The sequence below is a fragment of the Hymenobacter psychrophilus genome, from assembly GCF_900107135.1.
In the GTDB taxonomy this organism is placed as follows: domain Bacteria; phylum Bacteroidota; class Bacteroidia; order Cytophagales; family Hymenobacteraceae; genus Hymenobacter; species Hymenobacter psychrophilus.
The window spans coordinates 155974-176666 of the sequence record NZ_FNOV01000005.1 but is presented as its reverse complement, the minus strand read 5'-3'; the positions used below and the strand labels follow the sequence as shown (position 1 = coordinate 176666).

At 62.9% G+C, this 20693-nt stretch carries 17 protein-coding genes; 9 read left to right on the top strand and 8 right to left on the bottom strand.

The window, feature by feature from the left end; translation table 11 throughout:
- Positions 1-26: 26 nt before the first annotated feature.
- Complete coding sequence (locus BLW21_RS09170) at positions 27-1127, bottom strand: DUF5700 domain-containing putative Zn-dependent protease (RefSeq protein ID WP_092739229.1); 1101 nt, start codon at positions 1125-1127, stop codon at positions 27-29.
- Between the two features lie 140 nt (positions 1128-1267).
- Here BLW21_RS09170 and BLW21_RS09165 point away from each other — a divergent pair, with 140 nt between their 5' ends.
- The gene (locus BLW21_RS09165; RefSeq protein ID WP_092739227.1) at positions 1268-2632 is read left to right on the top strand and encodes a D-alanyl-D-alanine carboxypeptidase/D-alanyl-D-alanine-endopeptidase; all 1365 of its coding nucleotides are present in this window, start codon (positions 1268-1270) and stop codon (positions 2630-2632) included.
- A gap of 66 nt (positions 2633-2698) precedes the next feature.
- Here the strand turns inward: BLW21_RS09165 and BLW21_RS09160 are convergent, their stop codons facing one another.
- The 3 genes from BLW21_RS09160 to serA form a co-directional block, all read right to left on the bottom strand.
- Positions 2699-4108, bottom strand: coding sequence for a TlpA disulfide reductase family protein (locus tag BLW21_RS09160; RefSeq protein ID WP_092739225.1), 1410 nt, complete (start codon positions 4106-4108; stop codon positions 2699-2701).
- Positions 4109-4168: 60 nt separating this feature from the next.
- Positions 4169-5299: a TlpA disulfide reductase family protein gene (locus BLW21_RS09155; protein WP_092739223.1), complete on the bottom strand. Its 1131-nt coding sequence runs from the start codon at positions 5297-5299 to the stop codon at positions 4169-4171.
- Positions 5300-5483: 184 nt separating this feature from the next.
- Positions 5484-7412: a phosphoglycerate dehydrogenase gene (gene serA / locus BLW21_RS09150; RefSeq protein ID WP_092739541.1), complete on the bottom strand. Its 1929-nt coding sequence runs from the start codon at positions 7410-7412 to the stop codon at positions 5484-5486.
- 89 nt (positions 7413-7501) lie between these two features.
- Here serA and BLW21_RS09145 point away from each other — a divergent pair, with 89 nt between their 5' ends.
- On the top strand, positions 7502-8146 hold the full coding sequence (locus tag BLW21_RS09145; protein WP_092739221.1) for a hypothetical protein: 645 nt from the start codon (positions 7502-7504) through the stop codon (positions 8144-8146).
- A 47-nt stretch (positions 8147-8193) separates the two neighbouring features.
- Here BLW21_RS09145 and BLW21_RS09140 read toward each other — a convergent pair whose 3' ends face one another.
- Complete coding sequence (locus tag BLW21_RS09140) at positions 8194-8904, bottom strand: DUF421 domain-containing protein (protein ID WP_092739219.1); 711 nt, start codon at positions 8902-8904, stop codon at positions 8194-8196.
- 142 nt (positions 8905-9046) lie between these two features.
- A complete protein-coding gene (locus BLW21_RS09135; protein ID WP_092739217.1) occupies positions 9047-10000 on the bottom strand; it encodes an aldo/keto reductase in 954 nt (317 codons plus the stop codon).
- Between the two features lie 110 nt (positions 10001-10110).
- Here BLW21_RS09135 and BLW21_RS09130 point away from each other — a divergent pair, with 110 nt between their 5' ends.
- A complete protein-coding gene (locus BLW21_RS09130) occupies positions 10111-10935 on the top strand; it encodes a penicillin-binding transpeptidase domain-containing protein (RefSeq protein WP_175470909.1) in 825 nt (274 codons plus the stop codon).
- Positions 10936-11052: 117 nt separating this feature from the next.
- Here the strand turns inward: BLW21_RS09130 and BLW21_RS09125 are convergent, their stop codons facing one another.
- Positions 11053-12411, bottom strand: coding sequence for an alpha-amylase family glycosyl hydrolase (locus BLW21_RS09125; RefSeq protein WP_092739213.1), 1359 nt, complete (start codon positions 12409-12411; stop codon positions 11053-11055).
- Between the two features lie 397 nt (positions 12412-12808).
- Here BLW21_RS09125 and BLW21_RS09120 point away from each other — a divergent pair, with 397 nt between their 5' ends.
- From BLW21_RS09120 to BLW21_RS09100, 5 genes are all read left to right on the top strand, one after another.
- Positions 12809-14017 (top strand): helix-turn-helix domain-containing protein, encoded by a 1209-nt coding sequence (locus BLW21_RS09120; RefSeq protein ID WP_092739211.1) that lies wholly within the window; start codon positions 12809-12811, stop codon positions 14015-14017.
- Positions 14018-14231: 214 nt separating this feature from the next.
- Positions 14232-14762: a hypothetical protein gene (locus BLW21_RS09115; RefSeq protein ID WP_092739209.1), complete on the top strand. Its 531-nt coding sequence runs from the start codon at positions 14232-14234 to the stop codon at positions 14760-14762.
- A gap of 83 nt (positions 14763-14845) precedes the next feature.
- Entirely contained in the window at positions 14846-15430 is a 585-nt protein-coding gene (locus BLW21_RS09110) for a YceI family protein (protein ID WP_092739207.1), read from the top strand.
- A 164-nt stretch (positions 15431-15594) separates the two neighbouring features.
- Positions 15595-15945, top strand: coding sequence for a hypothetical protein (locus tag BLW21_RS09105; protein WP_092739205.1), 351 nt, complete (start codon positions 15595-15597; stop codon positions 15943-15945).
- Positions 15946-16183: 238 nt separating this feature from the next.
- A complete protein-coding gene (locus tag BLW21_RS09100) occupies positions 16184-16519 on the top strand; it encodes a hypothetical protein (protein ID WP_092739203.1) in 336 nt (111 codons plus the stop codon).
- Between the two features lie 168 nt (positions 16520-16687).
- On the opposite strand, the gene ggt is transcribed toward BLW21_RS09100, so the two are convergent.
- On the bottom strand, positions 16688-18421 hold the full coding sequence (gene ggt, locus BLW21_RS09095; protein WP_092739201.1) for a gamma-glutamyltransferase: 1734 nt from the start codon (positions 18419-18421) through the stop codon (positions 16688-16690).
- Between the two features lie 175 nt (positions 18422-18596).
- Between ggt and BLW21_RS09090 the strand changes: the two genes are divergently transcribed.
- Positions 18597-20648: an alpha amylase C-terminal domain-containing protein gene (locus tag BLW21_RS09090; protein ID WP_092739199.1), complete on the top strand. Its 2052-nt coding sequence runs from the start codon at positions 18597-18599 to the stop codon at positions 20646-20648.
- Positions 20649-20693 lie beyond the last annotated feature (45 nt).

The window sequence follows — 20693 nt, the reverse complement described above, 5'->3', positions numbered from 1 at the left end:
GTGGCGGACGGCAGGGTTGCGCGCCTCTACGGAGCCAACGCCCGCGCCCGCGCCTGTCGTGCCGGGGCCACGTACTTTTTCTGCAGGCGCTTCAGATAGGCTACCGAAGCGGCCGAGAAGGTTGGCGGCCGTGTTTTGTCGCGGTGGGCGGCCCGCTGATAGAGCAGAAAGAAGGCCATCGGGTCGTCGGCGGCAGCCAGCAGCTGGGGCCGCAAACCGTTGCGTTCGATGATGCGAGCCATAAAAAAGCCCGGCAGGTGCCCGGTGGTGCTGTTGTACAGGCGGCGGTAGTAGCGCAGCTCGGGCCGCGGCGCAGTGGGCCGGGCGGCGGTAGCCTGCAGCACCGAGTCGAGCTTGTGCAGCACGGCCGGGGCAGAGGCCAGCAGCCACTCCTCAATCCCTTCCGGGTCGCCGGGCACCTGGAGCAGCACCCTTTTATCAATCAGGTCGGCCAGGCCCTCGTTCAGGGTCATGTTCAGGGCGTACAGCAGGGGCTGGTCGAGCGAGTCGGCGAAGCTGAAATCGAGGTTGGGGCGCAGCTGGTGGTGCATTTCGTGGGCTTCGAGGATGCCGGCCTTGGGCTTGTCCCAGTCAATGGCCGATTTGAGGCTGAACACAATGCCGGCCTCCTCCGAAATGGCGTCGTTGCCGATGGCCACATAGGCCAGCTGCAGGTTGGCTACGGGCTGGCGGGCCCGGGCGGGCAGGTACTCGTAGGCCAACTGGTACATGAGGTCGAGGTAGCCCGGCTGCTGGGCGGTTTCGCGCAGGTAGGCACGGAATTCGGACTCGCGCTGCCGGTACTTTTCGTTGAGCACGTAGTACCAGTATTCGGCCTTTAGGTTGGCTTGGCGCAGCGAGTCGAGGCTGGGCCGGTAAACGACTTCGATGGCGCGGCGGTAGCTTTTCAGGTCTTTTTCGCTGAACACGCTGGCGATGTAGCGGCGGTTGGCAGGCACGGCCACAAAGGCATCCCACATGGCGTCGGTCAGCGGCTGGTCGCGGCGCAGCGCGTCGGTCATTTCCCAGTACCGCTCGGCGGCCTCCACGTTCACGGTTTGGGCGGTGGCGGGCGGGGCCAGCAGGCCCAGCAAGGTCAGTAGCAGCAGCAGGTAGTTTGATTTCATGGGAAGAGTTAAGAGCGGATGCAGCTGCAAAGTAGGCAATAGGAAGCAGTAGCAGGGAGCCGGAAAGAACGGTGTCATGCTCAGCCCGACACCATTCTTTCCCGACATCCTAAAGGCTAAAATCCGCAACTTGCGGGCCTATGCTCTTCGTTCTGCTTCGCTGCCTAGCCCTGTGGCTCGGCGCCACCCTGCTGCCGCTGCCGGCCCAAACCCCTGCCAAACCGGCCGCGCTGCCGGCCCCCAATCTTAGCTGGCTCGATGAGCAGCTGCGCACCTCGGCCGTGCTGCGCCAACACCAAGTGGGCCTGAGCCTGGCCGACGCCACTACCGGCCAGCCCCTGTTCGGCTACCAGGACAGCCGCTACTTCACGCCCGCCAGCACCACCAAGCTGCTCACGCTCTACGCCGGCCTCACGCTGCTGGGAACTGACTCGTTGCCCGGCCTGCGCTACGTGCAGCGCGGGCCCGATACGCTGCTGTTCTGGGGCACCGGCGACCCCATGCTGCTGCACGGCGACGTGCCCGCCCGCCGGGTCTACGAGTTCCTGAAGAGTCGGCCCGAAAAAGTACTGCTCTACGCCGAAGTGCCCACGCCGCCCGCTTTTGGCCCCGGCTGGAGCTGGGACGATTACGGTTACTACTTCCAGCCCGAGCGCAGCCCTATGCCCATCTATGGCAATACCGTGCGCTTCTACGGCCGCCCGGCCCCGGCCGCGCCGCGGGTGCTGCCGCGCTTCTTCCGGCCCTTCGCGGCCTCCGCGCCCGCCACCCGGCCCAACCCCGCCAACGACCACGTGCAGCGCCCACCCGAGGAAAACCGCTTTTTCGTGTTCCCGTCGGCCAAGGGCTGGGTGGATGAGGTGCCGTTCCGGACCAGCCCCGCGCTGCTGCTCCAGCTGCTGCAGGACACGCTGCGCCGCCCGGTGCTTGCCGCCGGCCCGCTGCGCCTGCGGCCCACCGATTCGGTCCGCATCGTGCGCACGCTGCCGCCCGACACGCTCTACCGCCGCATGCTGCGGGTGTCCGATAATTTTCTGGCCGAGCAGCTGCTGCTGCTGTGCGCTTCCACGCTGGCGCCCGATTCGCTGAGCCCGGCCCGCGCCATTCGGGTGATGCAAACCAACTACCTGCGCACCCTGCCCGATGCGCCCCAGTGGGTGGATGGCTCGGGCCTTTCGCGCCTCAACCTGCTCACGCCCCGCTTTATGACGGCCCTGCTGGTGCGGCTGCATCAGCAGGTGCCCGAGCCGCGGCTGCTGAGTTTGCTGGCGGCCGGCGGGGGCCAGGGCACGCTGCGGCGGGCCTACCTGGGCGGCAAAACCGGCCCTTGGCTGTGGGGCAAAACCGGCACGCTCACCAACAACCACAATCTGGCCGGCTACCTGCGCACCCGCTCGGGCCGGCTGGTAGCGTTCAGCTTCTTCAACAACCACTACGTGCGGCCCACCAGCGAAATCCGCCGCGAAATAGAACGCCTGCTGACGCGGGTGCGGGAGGAGTTGTAGGCCTCGAGGGGGGCAGGGCAGAATGAGGAATTGGGATTTGCTTGGTTGTTGCCGAGAGCCAGTAGATTACTTTAGCAACTGGGCCAATATAGCTTCCAGCGCCTCGTTGCGTAGGTTTACAGCCACTATTTTGCCGTTTGGGTCGAGGAGGAAGTTTTGGGGAACCGCTCGGACATTGTAGCTCTGGGCAACCTCTCCGTCAAAAGCACCCGGCTCCGACACCTGGGTCCAGGGTAATTGGTCTTCTGAAATTGCCTTCAACCATTGGGCGCGGTGCTTTGCAGCGTCGAGCGACACGCTCAAAATAGCGAACCTACGGTCCTTGTAGGCGCGGTGAGCCCTTAGCAGATAAGGGTTTTGCCCGCGGCAGGGTCCGCACCAGCTGGCCCAGAAATCGACCAGCACGTAGCGGCCCCGGTAATCGGCCAACGACACGGGCTTGCCTTCGGGCGTCGGCAGGACGAAATTGGGGGCCACTGCCCCGATGGTAACGGTCCGGCTGGCTTCCAGCAAAGCCAGATACTTCTTCCCCTCTGCGCTGGTGCGTACCGCCGCCGGCAATGTGTTGAACAGCGGCAGTATTTCGGTGTAATCTGGGTTAGGACCATAGATTTGCTGCATAGCTGCCAGCCGCGTGTAGGGGTCGGGGTGAGTTTTGCTATCGGCTAGCAACCCTTCGTCAACCTGACTGCTATTCAGCCGAAATTGTCTGTCCTCATATTCCTGCACCGCCTGGTCTACTCGCTGGCTGTCTGGCGTGCTGGTGGTCCCGGAAGCGGCTTTAACAACTTCCAGCAGGTTGCCGTAGTTGCGGCCGCCCAGGCTGTTTCGCACCCGCGGCGAGAGGGCGTCGTAGAGCGGCCCCGCCTGGGCGTAACGCGGCGTATGGCCCTGCATCTCTTTTAGAAGTTGCAGGCTAACGTAAGAATCGGGGTGCGCTTTGATGTAGGCTGCCTGCTGCTCGCGGCGCTGCTGGCTGAGCGCCGCTTGCTGGGCCTTCAGCCGCTGGCTAACCTGCGGGGTGGTGGTCGGCTGGCTCGTGGCGGTTTCCTGTTGCGCGGCTACCAGCCTCAATTGTTCGTCAAGTGGTTTCAGCGAAGCCAAAAAACGCCGGTATTCGGTGTTTAGCGGGTTCCCCGTTGCCTGGGCTTTGTGCAGCGAGTCGGCGCTGAGCAGGACGACAGGGCCCGGCTCTATAAATATGCCCAGTCGTTCGCCTTGCCGCATGGCGTCCATGAGGTTGCCGTTGCGCGCCAGTAGCAGCAGGCTACTTTGCGGGGCGTCGGTTGTGCCTTTCAGTTCAAAAGCGCCATCATGTAGCGCCGCTGAGTTTCTGAACCTTCCATTCTGTAGCAGAAACACCCGGGCCGGCGCATCGAGCTTACCAATTGTGCCCTTTATAATGAATGGGATGGGTATTTGAGCACCAGCCAACCCGGGCATCATCAACAGCAGGCCAAGCAGATACTTCTTCATAAGGAGTGGATAAGCGAGAGAAATAGGTGGCTGCCGGCCGTGCCGCAGGCGTTACTTTGGCTACTTCAGCAGCTTGGCCAGGGTGGCGGGGAGGTCGTCGCCGCGTAGGTTTACGGCCACAATTTTGCCGCTGGGGTCAATCAGGAAGTTCTGGGGGATGCCTCGGACGTTGTAGCGTTTTGCAGTGGTACCATCCATGCCGCTTATGTCCCATACCTGTGTCCAGGCTAGCTGGTCGTCGGCAATGGCTTTTAGCCATTTGGTGCGGGCATTAGCTTCGTCAAGCGAGATGCTCAGTACATCAAAACTTCGATTTTTGTACTCGTTGTAGATCTTGGCAATGTTAGGATGTTCCTGGCGGCAGGGTTTGCACCAACTCGCCCAGAAATCGATAAGCACATATTTGCCACGATAATCTGCCAGGGAAACCGATTTGCCCGTGGGCGTAGGCAGGGTAAAATCGGGGGCGGGGGCACCGATGGCCACGGCTTTGAGCACTGCCAGCATTTCCTTATAACGCTGCCCTTCGGGGCTGTTTTGCAGCATGGGCGACAAGGCCTGATAAAGTGGGGCCAACTCGGCATACTGCGGAACCGGGCCCGCGGCACCCTGCATGGCATCCAGGCTTACCCAGGAAGCCGGATTAGCTTTTATGAACGCCGCATAGCTTCGTTGGTAGTCTTTGTTGCGTTCATCATACGCCGCTTTCATTCGCTCCTTGAATATTGGAGACTCCCGTTCCTGCGGCGTCGCCTTCTGCCATTCAGTACCGGCTGCCGTTGCTTTGTCGGAGATAGGTTGCTGCGAGGCTATCAGGCGGTTGTAATCGGTGGTGAGTTGGGTGCCTTTGAGCCGGGCGTTCGGGAGAGAATCGGGGGTAGTGAGCACTACCGGGCCCGGCTCCAGAAAAAATCTGGTGCGGTTAGCCGACCCGGCATAGGCATTGCGCAGCCGGCCGTTGCGCTGCACCAAAATATCCACTTCTTTAGGGCGGTCGGTGGTGCCTTTGAACTCGAAGACGCCGTTTTTTAGCGTGGTAGAATCCAGCAGCTCCGTCCCGCGTAGCAGGTATACTTTGGCTGGGGCATTGAGCTTACCGATGGTGCCTCTGATGGTAAACGGAACCGGCTCCTGGGCTTTAGCCAGTAGCGGGAAGGTGGCCAGTAGCAGGCCGATAAACGTATTTCTCATAAGACGAAATGGATTGATAAGGAGGATAAACCGCGCCCAATATCCACAGAATTTCGTGGCCACCGCCGGGCCCGTTCATCCGCCGCAACCGGAGCCGGCCGGCCCAATAAAACGAGTGCTCCGGCGCCACGAAACCGTCCACAGAATTCATGCAATCCGCTACAACTCCGCGCTAATCCGTGGTCTAGTAGAGCACCCGGAACTTGATGGTGTGCTCCACTTCACGCAGCTCCTCGATCAGGGCGGGCTCGTATTGCTTGTCCACGTCGGTAATCACGTAGCCAATGTGCTCGTTGGTTTTCAGGTACTGACCCAGAATATTGACCGAGTGGGCGGCCAGCACCTGGTTGATGCGGGCCAGTACGCCGGGCACGTTGTGGTGGATGTGCATGAGCCGGTGGGCGGCCTGCTCGGGCAGCTGAATATTGGGGAAATTGACGCTCTGCTGGGTGTTGCCGGTGTTCACGTACTGCATCAGCCGCTCGGGCACAAACTCGGCAATGTTGCGCTGGGCCTCGGCCGTGGAGCCCCCGATGTGGGGCGTGAGCAGCACGTTGGGCAGGCCCCGCAGCTCGCTCTCGAAGGGCTCGGCGTTGGTTTTGGGCTCCTCCGGAAACACATCGACGGCGGCCCCGCCCAGGTGGCCGGCCCGCAACGCGGCGGCCAGCGCGGGCACATCCACCACCGGGCCGCGGGCGTTGTTGAGAAACAGGGCGCCGGGCTTCATACGGGCAAATTCTTCGGCCCCGAACAGGTTGGTGTTTTCGGAGCGGCCATCCACGTGCAGCGTCACGATGTCGGCCTGCTCCAGCAGCTCGGCCAGGGTGCGGCAGCGGGTGGCGTTGCCCAGCTGCAGCTTCTCGGCAATATCAAAGTAGAGCACCTGCAGCCCGATGGCCTCGGCCACCACCGACAGCTGCGAGCCGATGTTGCCGTAGCCCACGATGCCCAGCTTCTTTCCCCGCACCTCAAACGCCCCGCCCGCCGATTTATCCCAGTGGCCGGTGTGCATTTTGGCGTTTTTTTCGGGGATGCGGCGGGCCAGCAGCAGGATTTCGCCCAGCGCCAGCTCCACCACCGAGCGGGTGTTGCTGAAGGGCGCGTTGAACACGGCCACGCCTTTTTTGAGGCACTCGGTCAGGTCAATCTGGTTGGTGCCGATGCAGAACGCGCCGATGCCGATGAGCCGGTTGGCGGCTTCGAGCACCCGGGCCGTTACCTGGGTTTTGCTGCGGATGCCGAGCAGGCTCACGCCCTCGATGCGGGCCACCAGCTCGTCTTCGTCCAGCCCGCCCGTCACGATTTCCACCTGGTAGCCCTCGGCCCGGAACAGCTCCTCGGCGCGCGAATCGGGGTTTTCGAGCAGCAGTACTTTGATGCGGTTTTTGGGGTAGCTCAGGCTCATGGGTAGCTTGTTCTGGTAGAGAAACTCGTCGAAGGAAGGCAATACTTTATCGGCCTGGGCCACCACGGCGGGGCGGGCCACGTTCTCGGTGAAAGCGTAGAAGCGGTCGGCCAGGCCGGCCTCGCGCATCTGGTAGTCGGTGTAGCCGTCGCCGAGCACGTACACCGGCCCGGTTAGGTGCAGGCGCCGCAGCTGCTCAATTTTGCCGCCGTCGCGGCTCAGCACATTGTCGGGGTCGAAGCCGGTGATGCGGCCGTCATCGGCAAACGTAAACGTGTTGGCCAGCACGAACTCGGGGGCAATGCCGAACTCGCCTACCACCGGCTCAATAAACTCGCGGAAGCCGCTGCTGACGATGTACACCCGGCCCGGAAACTGCTCAAAAAAGCCTCGATTGCGCTTAATGCTCTCCGACACTTTGCCCCGCAGCCGCGCCACCAGCAGGCCGATATGCTCGCGCCGGGCCGGCAGCAGCGCCAGCCGCTGCTTCAGCGAGTCGGCAAAGTTTAGTTCCCCGCTCATGCCCCGGTCGGTCAGCGCCCGAATCTGGCCCACGATGTTCTCACGTTCGGGACTGTTTTCAAGGGCAATATCGGCCAGCTCGTCCAGCCCTTCCACCTGCGTGAAGGTGGAGTCGAAGTCGATGATGAGGTAGGGCAGGGGGGCGGCGGGGTCGGGGGGCAGTTGGTCGGGCAAGTGGTCGGGCATATCGGGCGGCAAGGTAGGGCGCGGCGGGGCAACAGGGAAATGGATGGCGCAACGCTGGGTGGTTTAACGGCTGGTGGCTACTTTAGGGCATGCAGATACGCTCGTGGCCCGTTGTGTTGTTGCTCGTGGCCCGGCCAGATGCCCCGCCTACCGTCACCTTCCGCGCTATATCCGCGACCGAATATCAACAGGCCAAAGCAGCAGGCACGCCTGCCAAAGTGCCCACCACTTTTCCAGTTCAAGCCCGCAACGGGCAACTCACTATCCCAACCACGGCCGGCCCGCAGCACTACCGCAACGTGGTAATTGATGCGGCGGCCGTCGCGCGCGGCCAGTCGGAGGAGCAGGAAACCCGGTATGCCTACCTCGGCCTGCTCACGCCCTTCCGGCGGCATCTGGTGGAAGTAACGTTGTATGAAACCGGCGAGTGGTGGCTTATCAGTCCCGAAGGCCGCCGCCTGACGCTCTACGGTCCGCCGCTGTACTCGCCCGACCAGCGGAGCGTCGCCGCCATCAGTGCGGGCCTGGAATACTCGGGTGGTCAGCCAAACCTAGTGCAGCTTTTGCGGTTGAAAAACGGCACGCTACGCCCGTTCTGGGAGCTGCGGCCAACTGCCTGGGAGCCGGAAGAGCTGTTCTGGACCGGCCCGAACACGCTGTACCTGAAAGGAGAAAAGTGGACTGGAGGCCACCAGGGCACGCTCGTGTATTGGCGGCTCACGGTGAGCAAATAATGTTCTGCCAGTTGTGCAGGCCGGAAGCCAACGAGTGCTTGCCTGCTTCAATCTACCCGCCGGGCCGTGCTGGTGGGCAGCCAGGCATTGTTGTGGCAGTTGGCGCAGCGGGCGGCGGCGGCCTCGGCCAGCTCGCGTACCAGCCCGCAACTGACGCAGGCGTGGGGGCCGGCCTGGGCTGCCGTGGGCTGGGCCTCAGCGAGCCGCTCGGGCCAGATGGGCAGGCCGGGCCGCACGGCGTCATCCTCGAAAAAATACACGCTAAATTCGCCGGTGGCCTCCACGTAGGCCCGGCGCACCTGCCCCAGGTGCTCCACCTGCAGCTGCCGCAGCTCGCCGAATAGCTCCTTTAGCGTCAGGTTCTGCTGTTTAAAGTGTTGCTGGTTGATGATGCCTTCCTCGATCAGTAGCACGGGCTGGCCCTCCAGCCAGTCGGAGAAACGCGGGTACCACTCGGTGAGGCGGTTGAAGAGCAGGTAGAAGCCCGTCACCATCCCGAACACGACCAGCGTGGGCAGCAGGGGCGTGTCGTCGTAGAGCATGGCGTCGCCGGCGGCCGAGCCCAGGCCCAGAATAATACTCAGCTCGAAAATAGAAAGCTGCCGCACCCCGCGCCGCCCCATTACCCGCAACGCCCCCAGAATCAGCAGGTACATAACGCCGCAGCGGAAGGCAATTTCAAGCAGAAACACCCACGTCGTGTTATCGGCCCACAAAATGCGGTGCCAGTCGAACGGTACTACGGGCGGTTGGTCCATTTAATTGAGCTTGGTGGTAATGTGAGTTGGTCGCATGGGGAATTGGTCGAAAAGAACGTCATGCTGAGCAGCATGACGTTCTTCCACTAATCACTAATCACTAATCACTAATCACTAATCACTAATCACTAATCACTAATCACTAATCACTCGCTTGGCTCAGCTGGTGCATATCGGCTTCCGTCAGTTCCAATTGCATGGCTTTAATCAGTTCCTCCACTTGGCTCACGCTGGTGGCCGAGGCAATGGGGGCCGTCAGGCCGGGGCGGGCCATAATCCAGGCCAGGGCCACCTGGGCGGGCGAGGTGCCGGCGTGGCGGGCTACCACAGCATCCAGGGCCGCCAGAACGGTATAGCCGCGCTCGTTGAGGTATTTGGGGCCGATGCTGCTGCCGCGCACGCTTTTGGCCAGGTCTTTCTCCGAGCGGTACTTGCCCGTCAGGAAGCCCGAGGCCAGCCCGAAGTACGGGATGATGCCCAGGCCGTACTCCTGGCAGAGCGGGAGCAGGTCTTTTTCGAGCGCCTCGCGCTGGTAAAGGTTGTACTCGGGCTGAAAGGTTTCGTAGCGGGGCAGGCCCTGGGTTTCGCTGGCCTGCAGGGCCGCCCACAGCCGCCCGGCCCCGAAGTTGCTGGCCCCAATGGCGCGCACCTTACCCTCTTTAATGAGCTCGGCGTACGCTTCCAGCGGCTCGGTTACGGTGCGCTCCTCATCGTCCTGGTGCGACTGGTACAAATCAATATAATCGGTTTTGAGGCGGCTGAGCGTCTCCTCTACCGCTGTGCGGATGTAGTCGCGGCCCAGGCCCTGGCGGCCGTCGCCCATCTTCATGCCCACTTTCGAGAAGATGAGTACATCGTCGCGCCGGCCGCGGCGCTGCAGCCACTTGCCGATAACGGCTTCTGATTCGCCACCCTGGTGGCCCGGCACCCAGGCCGAGTACACGTTGGCCGTATCAATGGCGTTGCCGCCGCCGGCCACAAAGGCATCGAGCACCTTAAAGGAGGTCGCCTCGTCGGCGGTCCAGCCGAATACGTTGCCGCCCAGTACGAGGGGTGCGGTGCGCAGGCCCGAGCGGCCCAGTTCGCGTTGTTGCATTTTGTTAAGCTAAGAGGGTTCGGAGTTGGGAAAGTAACTGATGGGAGTTGATGGTGTGGGCTCTGGTTCGGCGCGGCGCGTACTTTTGGGCGTACGAACTCCGCAAATCCATGCGCCAGGCCTTCTTGTTGCTATTGGTTTTTTATACGCTGCTACTGGCCGCCTGTACCCGTCCGCTGGCTGGCCAAGCAGTTGCCGAGTACGATTTCGGCCCCTTGTTCCGGGCCCAGGGCCTCGACGGCTCCCTGCTGCTCTACGACGAAACGGCCGGGCAGTTCACCGCCTACAACGCCGCCCGCTGCCGCCAGCGTTTTCTGCCGGCCTCCACGTTCAAAATCCCCAACACCCTGCTGGCCCTGCAAACCGGCGCCCTGCGCGACACGGCCGACATCTGCCGCTGGGACGGCACCACGCGCAGTATTGCTGCCTGGAACCAGGATATGCCTTTTGCCCGGGCCCTGCGCGTGTCGGCCGTGCCCTGCTACCAGCAGTTGGCCCGCCGCATTGGCGTGGCCGCCTACCAGCAGTGGCTGCCGAAGCTGGGCTACCCCGGCATGGTGGTTACGCCCGCCACGCTCGATACCTTCTGGCTCGATGGCGATTCGCGCATCAGCCAGTTTGAACAAATCGATTTCCTGCGCCGCCTGCAGGCCGAAACCCTGCCCATTGCCAAGCGCCACCAGCAGGCCGTAAAGCAGCTACTTATTCTCCGGAAAACGCCCACCGCCACGCTCTACGGTAAAACCGGCTGGCGCTTCCGCTCGGCCGGCAACCCCGACAACGGCTGGCTGGTGGGCTGGCTGGCCCGCGCCGATGGCCGGCGCATCTTCTTCGCCCTCAATGCCGAGCCCCAAAATGGCCAGCCCGCCGATGCCCGTTTCGGCCCCGCCCGCCAGCTTATTGTAGAGGCGGCACTGGCGGAGGTAATGCAGTGATGGGGGAGGGCGACGTAGGGGCGGGGCTTCGCTTCGCTGTCCTGCGGTTGTTCCCGCCCCCACGTCGTTCTGCGCAACTCGGGGTACCTTATGAGACGAACGTACACCGGCTTATCATCACCCCGCTACTCTTTCCAGCACCCGCCAGCCGTGGCCGGATACGGGCAGCTCGTCTCCGGTCCGGAACATGAGTTGCTCCTCGCTGAAAATGTCGCGCCAGGTGCCGGCGGCGGACTCGGGTAGGGGCAGGGCCGCCGTTTCGGGGGCCGTGTTGATGACGCAGAGCACGGCCGCGCCGGCCTTTTCGCGGATGAAGCCGTAGAGGCTGGCCGGGCCGGGCAGGCGCACGAAGCGGCTGGCCGGGTCGCCGTTGCGCAGGGTCGGGTGGCGGCGCTTGAGCTGCAATAGTTGGGTATAGAAGTTCTGGAGCGGGAAATGCTGCCAATCTATCGGGTCGTGGTCGAAGAAGGCCAGCCGTCTGTTCAGCCCGGCTTCCTGCCCCGAATACACCAGCGGCATGCCCGGCAGCAGCACCGTGAGCACGGCGAAAGGCTGCGCCAGCGGCCCCAGGCGCTCATATTCGGTGCCGTCCCAGCTGTTCACGTCGTGGTTGCTAGTGAAATTCATCAGGTACACCCGCGCCGGGTACTTGGCCCGTTCGGCGGCGCGGTACTCGTCGATGGCCGCCGGTTCGGCCTTGCCTTCGGCGATGCTGTCGAACAGGTAGTGCAGGCGCAGGCCAAACGTCATGTCGAAGGCGCGTTCCAGCAGGTGGGTATCGGGGTTGAAATCCTCCCAGCTCAGGCCGCCCGAAGGATACAGCTCGTCCCACTCGGCCAGCATGAACACGGGCTTGATGGCTTCCAGGGCCGGCCGCACCTCGTCCCAGAAGTTGGTAGGTACCAGCGCGGCCACGTCGCAGCGGTAGCCGTCGATATCGGCCTCGCGCACCCAGTAGCTCAGCGCCTCCGTCATATAGCGGCGCAGGTCGGGCTGGCTGTAGTCGAGGGCTACCACGTCGTGCCAGTCGGCCACGGGCGGCATTAGCTGGCCCTGGGCATCGTGCTGGTACCAGTGGGGGTGCGCCTGTACGAGGGGGTTGTCCCAGCTGGTATGGTTGGCCACCCAGTCGAGCAGCACGCGCAGGCCCAGGCGGTGGGCTTCGGCCACCAAGGCCCGCAGATCGGTCAGCGTCCCGAACTCCGGGTTCACCCCAAAATAGTCGCGCACGGCGTACTGGCTGCCCCGCGTGCCCTTACGGCCCTGCTCGCCAATCGGGTGAATGGGCATCAGCCAGATGATGCTGATGCCCATTTCGGCCAGCCGCGGCAGGTGCGCCATAAAGGCCCGGAATGTGCCTTCAGGCGTGTATTGTCGGATATTGACTTCGTAGATGGTCGCGTTGGCGGCCCACTCGGGGTGCTGTACCCTAAACAGGTGGGCATCGGGGTGGGCGGTCGGGGTAAGGTTGGGCATAAGATAAAAACGGTGGTAAAGTCGAGATACGGAGTTTGCGGCGCCTCTGGTTGGCTGGCTACAGCAATCCGTTGCCCTGTTCAAGATGCTGCCTGCTTTGGTGAACGGGCCGGATATCTATTGCAATAGCCTGTTAGTGAATGGGCTGTAATGGTAGGTTGGCAGTAGATGTGAGCCCGGTGCGCATGCTTAGGAGCTCGGTAGCAGAGCCGTGCTAAAGCCAGAAGGGCGGCAGACGGTAACAGTTCATCTGAGGTCACGCCCGGGCTGCTGCCGAGTTCTGCCCCGTGCCAGTTGCTGTTTTATTACCTTTTGGGCCAGTGAGATGCGGGCAGTATGGGACGGGCCGTCGGGGTAGTCGTCAGTGCAACGCCAATCATTAACTGCCAAAAACCCCATGCAGATACCTTTTACCCCGCTCGTTGTGTCCCTGTTGGCGGTGGTGGCGCAGGCCGTTTTCGCGGCGGGGCTGTTGGCGCTGGCCCGTCGGAACCGCCTGCCCAACCGCTTCCTGGCGTTGCTTATGCTGGCCATTGCCCTGTGGCTGCTCGACGGATTTTTTCGCCTTGCCGGCATCTACGCCCAAAACGCCAACTGGTATTTTGCGCCCATTTACTACTCTTTCGCCTTCGGGCCGCTGCTGTACTTTTACGTGCGCAGCCTGATCAACCACGCGTTCCGGTTTCGGGCGAGGCAGCTCTGGCATTTTGGGCCGGTGTTGTTGCAGGCGGCCCTGTACTGGGGCCTGCGCACCCAGCCCTACACCACCCGGGCCTGGTTCTGGGAATACGTGCACAGGCCCTACACCTACCGGCTGGAATTCATCGGTACCTGGGTGTCGCTCACCGTGTATCTGGCGCTGAGCCTGCGGCTGCTGCGGCAGTATGGGCGCTGGCTGCCCGACAATTTCTCCGAAACCTCCGAGCTGCGCCTGCGCTGGCTGCGGGTATTGCTGGTGCTGGTGGGCCTCGTGAGTCTGCAGTGGCTGCTGGAAGTGGTCCTGCGCGAATTTTTCGGGCTTTATTATCAGTATGACTACTCCACCGAACTGCTGGGTATGGTCGTATTCCTGATTGGCGTAGTGGGCCTGCGCCAAGCCGATATGCAGGCCGTCCGCTTCGTGCCCGAAGTGGCCCCGGCCACATCCGAAACTGCGGCTTCCACTGGTTTGGGAGGCGCTTTGGTTGCTGCTGTAGCGGCCGGCTCCCTCCGCAATGAGCTTCCCATTCCAGCTTTAGCACCCGACACGCTGGCGACGACTGCGCCGGCCGTTGATGCGGTGGCGCTGGCCCGCATCCGGCGGGCGCTCGAGGAGGAGCAGCTCTACCTCAACCCCACCCTCACGCTGGCTGAACTCTCGGCCCACACTGGCCTGGCCCCCCGGCTGATTTCGTTTACCGTCAACCAGGGCTTCGGCCAGAGTTTCAACGACCTGATAAACGGCTATCGGGTGGCCGAGGTGAAGCGCCGCCTGGCCACTCCCGACGCTCAGCGCCTCACCCTGCTGGGGCTGGCGCTGGAGTGCGGCTTCAACTCCAAAACCACTTTCAACCGCATCTTCAAGCAGTTCACCGGCCTGGCTCCCCGGGAGTGGAACAGTGAATGAGTGAGTTGGTGAATGGGTGATGGGTGCGCTTAACCTTTAGGCGGCGCGGCGGCGCAGACGCCCGGTTCTTTGCGCCTCCTGCACTCATTCGCCAACTCAGGCATTCACCAAATTAGCGCCCATATCACGATTTGGGGCGTTCCGATGCTGGATTCGGGGCGTTTAGGACGGTTTGAGCGGGCACCTTTGGGTCGTTCATCAAGCCCCAAGCCCTATGAAACTACTGCTGCTACTGGCCGCCCTGACTGCTGCACCGGCGGCCCTGCTGGCCCAAACTGCGCTGCCCGCCGCCGCCCCAGTCTGGACCGACCACCGCCGCCTTCTGCCTGACAAGCTCCGGCAGGTGCCCGTGGGCCTCACGCTCTGGCATACGCCCAACCCGGTTTACCCGCAGCCCAACCCCGGGCAGCCCGGCGGCTTCGTCTGGCAGCATAGCACCATGTTGCGCTCCGAAGTAGGGCAGGAGCTGACGGTGGTGGAATGCGGCAGCTTTATCTGGTACAGTGAAGCCGGCTGGCAGCCCAACCTGCAGCAAACCCCCGCCGAGTTTGCCACCCTCTTCCAGTGCCCCGAGGGCCGCCTGCGCCCCGGCCGCACCTATACCTTCGCCCAAAATTACCGCTACGCCGACAGTGCCCGGGGCTTGTATGGCGGCGACGCACTGTGGTATATACTGGCCCGCGACCCGGCCGGCAAGCTCTACAAGGGCTTCGGGCTGATTGAGACCGAAGCTATTCCGCGCTAAAAGCAACAAGCCGCCGCTGGCTATTGCCCAACCTCCCACACCCGGGCAGCAGATATAAATCCGCGCCCACTTTTCCTAAGCTGATGAAATTCCTCGCGCTTTTCCTGTTTCTGACTTCTGCCGTAACTCAACCTGTTTCCGCTTCTCCGCCACGCCAGGCGGCCCGGGCTGCCGCCACGGTGTACCGGGTGGGGCCGGTCGCCGTTACCTGGACTGGCTATGCCGAAGTGGGGGGCTACGCGCCCAGCGGTACCGTGCAGCTCCGCCGCGGCCGCTTCAACTACGATGGCCGCACGTTGCGCAACGGCCGTTTCGAGTTCGATATGACCACCCTGGACCAGGAGCAGGCGCAGTTGGCCGAACACTTGCGCGGAGAAGATTTTTTCGCGGTAACAAAATATCCGACGGCCGTTTTCGAGCTGCAGCAGGTGCGGGCTGGTGTGGCGATTGGCCAGCTCACGCTGCGCGGTGTCACCCGGCCCGTCCGTTTCCCGCTCGTTGTGGAGCCGCGGCCCGATGGCCGGCTGCGCATCAGCGGCAGCGCCACCCTCGACCGTACCCAGTTCGGCATTCAGTACAACTCCAGCAGTTTCTTCCAAAACCTGGGCTCCTATGCCATTCGCAACGATTTCAAGCTGGCATTCGAGCTAACGGCCGTGGGGGAATGAGCAGTGGTTCTGCTACGGCCTGTAGCACCGTTGGTAGCAAGTCCAGAGACGGTACAAAGGGCAAACTGATCTGGCTCCGGTCTGCCCGCCCGGGCCGCTTAGGCAACACCACCCGGCCGGCCGGCGTACACGTTCCTCAACAAGCACTCCCTAACATTTTCCGTATGAGCCACGCAACCCGCATCGACCAGACCGTCCGCCGAATTTATGACACCTTCGATAATCCGGGCACCAGCCCCGTAGAGGCCGGTTTGGGTGACATTGACAGCTGGATTGACGCTATCGACGGGTTGGGGGGCTCGGCCCTCACCGGGCTGCAGACCGAACTGCGCAACCTGCGCTCCTACGTCGAGCGCGACGACCGGCCTGCTATTGCCGCCACCCTGCAGCGGCTGGGTACCGAAACCTCGCGTATCGCCCACGGCATGCATAGCCTCACCGACAACACCGGCGACCAGCTCCGCCACCTGGGCCAGACACTGGTAATAGCCGCCGGCAACCTGAAGATGTCGTAGGCTGTTTTGCCCAAAATCTTGTAACCATATAAAGTGAAACCGTATAAAATTCGGGTTCCGGAATTTGCGTAAGCAACTCCCGGAACCCGAATTTTTTCGTCTGGGCGCAATTTTAATCTCACACCATTTACCGCTTGATATGTTTTAGTAGTGAATGTTTAATTATTTGACTGTCAACTTTTAAGGCAAGTAGCTGGTACTAGTGGTGTTCAATTCTTCCACCATAACCACACCTACTATGAGTGCTTCCACTTCCACCAGCCAACTCGACGCCACCCTCCAGGCCCTGCAAGGCGGCCTAAGCCAGGCAGCCCCCGCTGCCGGTGGCAACATCGACAGCTGGGTTTCGACCCTTAACGGCGCCGGTAGCCCCGCTTTAAGCGCTATTGCCGACGAGCTGAAAAATCTGAAAACTGCCATCGGCGGCGGCGATGCCTCAAAAATGAGCCAGTCGCTGAGCACCTTGGGCGAGCACACCACCAAAGCCGCCGCCAGTGCCACCGACGACGCAAAGGATAAGCTCCAGCAGCTTGGCCAAACGCTGAGTGATGCCGCCAAGTCGCTGAAGTCGTAGCTTCTGGTAGCTAAAATTCAGGAGTCAGCGGCCAGAATATTAAAACGCCTGTCATCCTGACGAAGGAAGGACCTTACCACGCAAGAGCGAGTCGTTGTTACGGCTGTTCCTGCGTGGTAGGGTCCTTCCTTCGTCAGGATGACAGGCGTTTCCGTTTGTCCCTATTCCCTAATAGCCCGCTGCATTATCGTCGCCGCGGGGGTCGGCGCCGCCTTCTAGGCGGCCATCGGGCAGCACCCGGATGATTTCCAGGCGGCCCCAGGGGCTGCGGGCGTTGAGCTGGTAGCCACGGGCCCGCAACGAATCCTGAGCGGCGGGCAGCAGGGCGCCCGATTCCACGTCGAGCAGATCGGGGAGCCATTGGTGGTGCAGGCGCGGCGCGGCCACGGCCTGCTGGGCATTGTGGCCGTAATCGACGACGTTGAGGATGCCCTGGAGTACGCTGGTGATGATGGTGCTGCCGCCGGGCGTGCCGATTACCAGGGCCAGCTTGTTGTCCTTGAGCAGGATGGCCGGCGTCATGGAAGAAAGCATGCGCTTGCCGGGGGCAATGGCGTTGGCCGCTCCGCCCACCAGCCCGTAGGCGTTGGGCGTGCCGGGCTTGCTGCTGAAATCGTCCATCTCGTTGTTGAGCAGAAAGCCCGCCCCGGCCACTACTACTTTGCTGCCGTAGGCTCCATTGAGCGTGGTCGTGCAGCTCACGGCGTTGCCCAGCGCGTCCACGATGTTATAGTGCGTCGTCTGGTCCGATTCGTAGCCGGGCAGGTTGGTGCCGGCCGCTACCTGCGCGCTGGGCGTGGCCTGGCGCGGCTGCATGGTGGCCATGCGGCGGCGGTTATAGGTGGGGTCGAGTAGCTGAGCCACCGGCACGCGGCCGAAGTCGGGGTCGCCGAGGTAGGTGGCGCGGTCGGCGTACACCCGACGCTCGGCCTCGGTGAGCCAATGCACGGCCTCGGGCGCGTGCCAGCCGGCGGCTTGCAGGTTGTAGGGCTCCAGCATTTGCAGCAGCTGCAGCAGCGCCACTCCCCCCGAGCTGGGCGGCGGAAACGTGAGCACCTCGTAGCCGTGGTAGCTGCCCTTCAGCGGTGTGCGCCACTTAGGCTGATAAGCGGCCAAATCGGTTTTGGTAATCAGGCCGCCGCCGCGCTTCATTTCGGCCACCAGCAAATCGGCGGTTTCGCCCGCGTAGAAACCGGCCGCGCCCTGGTCGCGGATGCGGCCCAGCGTGCGGCCCAGCTCGGGGTAGCGAATGGTTTCGCCGGTCTGCCAGGGGCTGGCTTTGAGGTAGGCATTGGTGGCGTTGAACTGAGCGAAGATGGCCTGCTGCCCGTTGAGGCCGGCGGCTTCTTTGGCCGTCAGCTTCAGGCCCTGGGCGGCCAGTTGCACGGCCGGCTCCACTACCTCTTTCCACGGGAGCTTGCCCAGCTTGCGGTGCAGCGCCCACATGCCGGCTACGGTGCCCGGCACGCCGGCCGCCCGGTGGCCCCGGGTGCTCAGGTTGGGCACCACGTTGCCGGCCGCGTCGAGGTACATGTTGCGGGTGGCGGCAGCGGGAGCCGTTTCGCGGAAGTCCAGCGCGCCTTCCTGGCCGTCGGCGCCGCGGTAGAGCGCAAAGCCGCCGCCCCCAATGTTGCCGGCCACCGGCAGGGCCACGGCCAGCGCAAACTGTACGGCCACGGCCGCGTCGTAGGCGTTGCCGCCGCGCTGCAGCACCTCCACGCCAATGCGCGTGGCTTCGGGGTGCGCCGAAACAACCATGGCCTTATCGGTAGCAACGGGCGTGGCCGCTGGCACCGATGCCGCCAAAGTGGAGGCCGTTAAAGTAGTGGTCGACGTAGCAGGCGGAGCTGTGGTGCAGGCAGCCAGCCCGGCCAGCAGCAGCAGGAAGGAAAAGTGCTTCATACGGGTAAAGTAAGCCGATTTCAACTCAAATAATCCGTCATTCTCTGTTGCGCTCTGCCTAACAGGTTTTCTGTCTGAATCAACCAACTGCTCCGCCAACTTACGGCTGAGTTGAGACCCATTGTCCGATTCCACGTAGTTTTGAGCGCAACCCTGCACCTTTGCCGCTTCCGCCATGACCACGCCAACTGCCTCGCCCGATTCTGCCGCCGCTTTGCCCGCGCTGCCTCTCGTGCAGCACGACCCCTGGCTGGCTCCCTACGAGCCGGTGCTGCACCGTCGCCAGCAGCGGCTGGCCGACCGGCTGGCCGATATCAGCCAGCAGTATGGCTCGCTGAGCAAGTTCGCCACCGCCCACCAGCGCCTGGGCCTGCACTACGATGGCCGCCGCCGCGGCCACTGGTACCGCGAGTGGGCCCCCGCCGCCCAGGCCCTGAGCCTGATTGGTGACTTCAACGACTGGAACCGGCAAGCCACGCCCCTTGCCAAGGGCGAGGATGGCGTGTGGGAGGTTTTTCTGCCCGACAAGCAATACAAGGACCGCCTCACGCACCACTCCCTCTACAAAGTGCATGTAGTGAGTGCCCGCGGCGCCCAGGACCGCCTACCGGCCATGCTGCGCCGGGCCGTGCAGAACCCCGAAACCCACGATTTCGCCGGCCAGGTCTGGCGGCCCGAGCAGTCTTTCGCCTGGACCGACCAGAAGTTTCGGGTGGCCAATGCCGTGCGCGAGCCGCTTATTTACGAGGCCCACGTGGGCATGGCGCTCGAAGAGGGCCGGGTGGGCTCCTACGTCGAGTTTGCCGACCAGATATTGCCACGCATTGCGGCCGGCGGCTACAACTGCGTGCAGCTGATGGCCGTTATGGAGCATCCGTACTACGGCTCGTTCGGCTACCACGTGGCCAATTTCTTCGCCGTGTCGTCGCGCTTCGGCACGCCCGAGGAGCTTAAGTACCTCATCAACGAAGCCCACCGCCGGGGCATAGCCGTGCTGCTCGATATTGTGCATTCGCACGCCGTAAAAAACGAGGCCGAGGGCCTGGCCAACTTCGACGGCTCGGGCCACCAGTATTTCCACGCCGGAACCCGGGGCGAGCATCCGGGCTGGGATTCGCGCCTGTTCGACTACGGCAAGCCCGAGGTGCAGCAGTTCCTGCTCAGTAACCTGCGCTACTGGCTCGAGGAATTTCACATCGACGGCTTCCGCTTCGATGGCATCACGAGCATGCTCTACCATCACCACGGCGAGGGCGTGAGCTTCGGCGGCTACGAGTCGTACTTCGGTCCCGAGGTAGATGAGGACGCCGTTCTTTACCTGCAGCTGGCTACCACGCTGGTGCACGAAATCAAGCGTAGCGCCCTGCTCATCGCCGAAGATATGAGCGGGATGCCCGGTTTGTGCCGGCCCATTGCCGAGGGCGGTATGGGGTTTGATTACCGGCTGGGCATGGGCATTCCCGACTACTGGATCAAGCTGCTCAAGCACACCCGCGACGAGGAGTGGAACCTCTACGATGTGTGGTATGTGCTGGGCAACCGCCGCGACGGCGAGAAAACCGTGGCCTATGCCGAAAGCCACGATCAGGCCTTGGTGGGCGACAAAACACTGGCGCACTGGCTATTGGATGACGCCATTTACCAGCATATGGGCCACACCGACACCGATCCGATTGTGGCCCGGGGCGTGGCCCTGCACAAGCTCATCCGGCTGCTCACCATCAGCCTGGGCGGCGAGGCCTACCTCAACTTTATCGGCAACGAGTTTGGCCATCCCGAGTGGGTCGATTTCCCACGGGAGGGCAACGACTGGAGCCACCATTTCGCGCGCCGCCAGTGGAGCCTGGCCGACAACCCCGACCTGAAGTTTCAGTACCTGCTGAACTTCGACCGGGCCATGATTCAGCTGGTCCGACGCAGCCACCTGCTGGCCGCCGGCCCTGCCCATCAACTCCACCTCGACCCCGAAAACCAGGTCCTCGTCTTTCAGCGCGGCCCGTTGCTGTTCGCCTTCAACCTGCACACCGAGCGCAGCATCCCCGACTACCGCTTCGTCGTGCCGGCCGCCGGCCGCTACCGCATCGTGCTCGATTCTGACGCCCCCGATTTCGGCGGCTTCGCCCGCATCGACGATGAATACCGCTACGAAACCGTGGCTGTAAAAGGTGGGCACCAGCTGAGCCTTTACCTCACAAGCCGCACGGCGCTGGTACTGGAGTTAGGTTGAGCTGTTAGCTTGCCTTTATAGTGCAAGGCCCGGTTCTGCCTAAAT

Bases quoted from the DNA above. Each gene is read 5' to 3' on its own strand.
- BLW21_RS09100 (WP_092739203.1), top strand. From the start codon at position 16,184: ATGAGTGCTTCCACTTCCACCAGCCAACTCGACGCCACCCTCCAGGCC.
- BLW21_RS09105 (WP_092739205.1), top strand. From the start codon at position 15,595: ATGAGCCACGCAACCCGCATCGACCAGACCGTCCGCCGAATTTATGAC.
- BLW21_RS09160 (WP_092739225.1), bottom strand. From the start codon at position 4,108: ATGAAGAAGTATCTGCTTGGCCTGCTGTTGATGATGCCCGGGTTGGCT.
- BLW21_RS09155 (WP_092739223.1), bottom strand. From the start codon at position 5,299: ATGAGAAATACGTTTATCGGCCTGCTACTGGCCACCTTCCCGCTACTG.
- BLW21_RS09125 (WP_092739213.1), bottom strand. From the start codon at position 12,411: ATGCCCAACCTTACCCCGACCGCCCACCCCGATGCCCACCTGTTTAGG.
- BLW21_RS09145 (WP_092739221.1), top strand. From the start codon at position 7,502: ATGCAGATACGCTCGTGGCCCGTTGTGTTGTTGCTCGTGGCCCGGCCA.
- BLW21_RS09110 (WP_092739207.1), top strand. From the start codon at position 14,846: ATGAAATTCCTCGCGCTTTTCCTGTTTCTGACTTCTGCCGTAACTCAA.
- ggt (WP_092739201.1), bottom strand. From the start codon at position 18,421: ATGAAGCACTTTTCCTTCCTGCTGCTGCTGGCCGGGCTGGCTGCCTGC.
- BLW21_RS09165 (WP_092739227.1), top strand. From the start codon at position 1,268: ATGCTCTTCGTTCTGCTTCGCTGCCTAGCCCTGTGGCTCGGCGCCACC.
- serA (WP_092739541.1), bottom strand. From the start codon at position 7,412: ATGCCCGACCACTTGCCCGACCAACTGCCCCCCGACCCCGCCGCCCCC.
- BLW21_RS09090 (WP_092739199.1), top strand. From the start codon at position 18,597: ATGACCACGCCAACTGCCTCGCCCGATTCTGCCGCCGCTTTGCCCGCG.
- BLW21_RS09120 (WP_092739211.1), top strand. From the start codon at position 12,809: ATGCAGATACCTTTTACCCCGCTCGTTGTGTCCCTGTTGGCGGTGGTG.
- BLW21_RS09140 (WP_092739219.1), bottom strand. From the start codon at position 8,904: ATGGACCAACCGCCCGTAGTACCGTTCGACTGGCACCGCATTTTGTGG.
- BLW21_RS09170 (WP_092739229.1), bottom strand. From the start codon at position 1,127: ATGAAATCAAACTACCTGCTGCTGCTACTGACCTTGCTGGGCCTGCTG.
- BLW21_RS09135 (WP_092739217.1), bottom strand. From the start codon at position 10,000: ATGCAACAACGCGAACTGGGCCGCTCGGGCCTGCGCACCGCACCCCTC.
- BLW21_RS09115 (WP_092739209.1), top strand. From the start codon at position 14,232: ATGAAACTACTGCTGCTACTGGCCGCCCTGACTGCTGCACCGGCGGCC.
- BLW21_RS09130 (WP_175470909.1), top strand. From the start codon at position 10,111: ATGCGCCAGGCCTTCTTGTTGCTATTGGTTTTTTATACGCTGCTACTG.